The sequence below is a fragment of the Pseudomonas sp. BP11-1-1 genome (assembly GCF_052112105.1).
Lineage (GTDB): Bacteria > Pseudomonadota > Gammaproteobacteria > Pseudomonadales > Pseudomonadaceae > Aquipseudomonas > Aquipseudomonas alvandae.
This window is the reverse complement of sequence record NZ_JAUTYU010000036.1, coordinates 1-3012: the sequence shown is the minus strand read 5'-3', so window position 1 is coordinate 3012 and position 3012 is coordinate 1. Positions and strand designations below refer to the sequence as shown.

The following is a 3012-nucleotide window of genomic DNA, read 5'->3' as shown; positions in this document are numbered from 1 at the left end:
GGGGACGGAGGGAGGGCTGGAACGGCGCATGGCAGGTAATCCTGTCGGGGTTGATGGTGGAGTTTATTGGGCGCCGTGAAGGGAAGACTGGCTACTGTCAGAGATGACAGGTTGAACGGGCTAGCCGACCAATGGTAGGTGCTTTGTGCCTTGACCTGTAATTTCTGACAGTAGCCAAGTCCTCCTTCCAAGAGATCAAATGATCTCCATCGACCCGAATCCTAACGCAGTTGACTCGAAGCGCGGGGCAAGGGCATTTCAGCCCCCGCACCCAAGCCACTGGCCTGGCAAGGACATGACTATGAACGCCTTCAGACCCTTTCTGCTCCCGCCCCTCGAACTTGGAAACCTCACATCGACCTTGCGTCCGCTGTTTCCGGTGGGCATGGTCAGCCCGGTCGTAGGAGGCGATGGTGGTATCAATCAGAAAATGCTCGAGCACCACCCTTTGGGCCTGATGTGCATAATCGATCCCTATGGAGATATGCACGAAGGCGACAAAATCGAGGTGTACTGGGAAGCCACCCAGGTCGCGGAGTGGCACGTTCTAGCCGAGGAGGTCAATGAACCTAAAGGCCTGTTCCTGTCGGTTGCCCCCATTATCCCTGACTGGGCCGAACGGGTGTTCTATCGCCTGAGCCGCGTCGGCTCGAACGTTTCCGACGACTCAACCGCCCGACGCTTGCGAGTCAAGATCGACCTGCCGGGCGGGACCGACCGTGAACCGAACAACCCTGAAGGGCACTCGGAACTGAAAAAACCCGTGCTGCCGCCGGACCTCGACCTCGTTGATGCGGAATGGGCTGCCCAGGGCGTGCCATTGCAGATCGAGTGGTATCCGAATCGCAGCGCTCGCGACACGATTCAACTGAAATGGGGCAGTATCTTTGTCCGTCGAGAAATAACCGAGACCGAAGCCATCGGCACCGATCCCGTGACTCTGCTGATTGATCAGGACACGATTCTAGGCGGGGGCGACAGTGATGCCCTACTGGTGCATTACGAAGTCTTCGACGAAGTCCAGAACTTCTCCAGCCGATATTCGCGAATAATCCGCGTCCCGGTTGAGGCGGGCGCCTCGCGCCTGGATCCGCCGATCATCAAGGAGACCGACAGCCAGGGCGATATCGACCTGGACCTTCTGGAGAAAGAGGATGTAACGATACAGATCTTCGTCTCGAGCCGCGACTTCGCACTGAATGACACGCTGACGATGACCTGGACCGGGACGCCTTATTCGGGCAGTCCCTTGGTCAATACACAACAAATGAAGATCGACAATCTACCCAGTATCGTCGAGTTCAAGATTCCCAACGCGGAGATCCGCGCCATAGCCCTAGGTTCCGGCGATGTCTGGTACAAGCTGGACAAGGCCAATGGCGACCCACCTCTGTCGTCCAAGCATGCCTTTGCCAGTGTCATCGGTGACCCTGTTTTGTTGCCCGCGCCAATGATCGTCGAGCTGATCGGCGATACCTTGGAACCCCACCACGCGTGGGCTACCGTGCAGATACCAGCGTACCCGGGCATGGACATTGGCGATCTGATCGATATGGTCTGGCTAGGTACCACGGCTAGTGGCGGCTTTTACATTCATGAAGACGGGCATCTCGTAACGGCAGGCGAGGTCGGTCGAGTCATCGATATACCGGTAGACGGCGAACATATCGTTGCGCTGAACAACGGTAGTCTTGATCTGTTTTATCGAGTTTCCCGGGACGATGTGATGCTTTACGGCGTGAAGGAGTCCGATCACCTGCTGGTCAAGGTCCAGGCCATACGGGCCAACTTACCCAAACCCAAGGTGCTCGAAGCCCCCGACGATGTCCTGGATTACGAATTGGTCACCGGCCCCGTAACCTTGCACGTCAGCTACCTGGGCACTGAGCCCGGCGATATATTGACCTACTATTGGCTCGGCAACCCGGGGGAAGGAACCTCCAGTGACTGGGTGCCTATCACCACCCTGAGCGCAGGCAACCCGGTGGACTTCAGGATCAGTCGGAAGCTGGTCGAAGCCAATATCAACAGTATCGTCAATATTCGGTACTCGCTTAAGCACAAGGCCAGCGACCAGTACAGTTATTCCGAAACGCTGGAGTTGCTGGTCGGTGTAATGGAGCCTCCATTCATTACATCGGTCAAGGACAGCAAAGACAATGAAATTGAGGACGATGGTATCACCGTAGAAACCTCGGTCATCCTCACCGGCACCGCGACCGCCAACCTCAGCGTCGAGATATTCGACAAAGCCGCCTCCAAGGGGACCTTCAGTGCCACCGACGGTATCTGGACCACTGGCGCCATTAGCGTGGCAACCGGTGACCACAGTTTTACTGCCAAGGCCAAATATGGAAGAGAAGAGGAATCGCCCGCTCGCGCCTTTACCGTGACGGTCGCCTTGACCCCGACCATCACTTTGGTCAAAGACAGCAAGGGAAATGAAATCCCCCACGGTACCGATACCGTCGAAACCTCGGTGATCCTCAGCGGCACAGCCACTGCGGGCATGAGCGTGGAGATCTTCGAGGGCACGGTCTCCAAGGGTACCTTCGTTGCAACCGGCGGCACCTGGACCACCACGGCCATCGCCGTGGCGGCGGGGGGGCGCAGCTTTACCGCCAAGGCCAAGTACGGTGCCGAACCGGTGTCGGATGCGCGTACCTTTACCGTGGTGGCGGCTCTGAAACCGGTCATCAACTCAGTGAAAGGCCAGCCCAGCAATGCCGAAATCCCCAACGGTGGCAACACCGTCGAAACCTCGGTGATCCTCAGCGGCACGGCCACTGCGGGCATGAGTGTGGAGATCTTCGAGGGCACGGTCTCCAAGGGTACCTTCGTTGCAACCGGCGGCACCTGGACCACCACGGCCATCGCCGTAGCGACGGGGGGGCGCAGCTTTACCGCCAAGGCCAAGTACGGTGCCGAACCGGTGTCGGATGCGCGTACCTTTACCGTGGTGGCGGCTCTGAAACCGGTCATCAACTCAGTGAAAGGCCAGCCCAGCAATGC

The 3012-nt window shown here is 58.1% G+C and carries 1 protein-coding gene; it reads left to right on the top strand.

The features are described from left to right. Positions 1 to 301 precede the first annotated feature (301 nt). Positions 302 to 3012, top strand: a 2711-nt coding sequence (locus tag Q7C33_RS28850) for a hypothetical protein (protein WP_407684589.1), incomplete at its 3' end; no start/stop codon positions are given.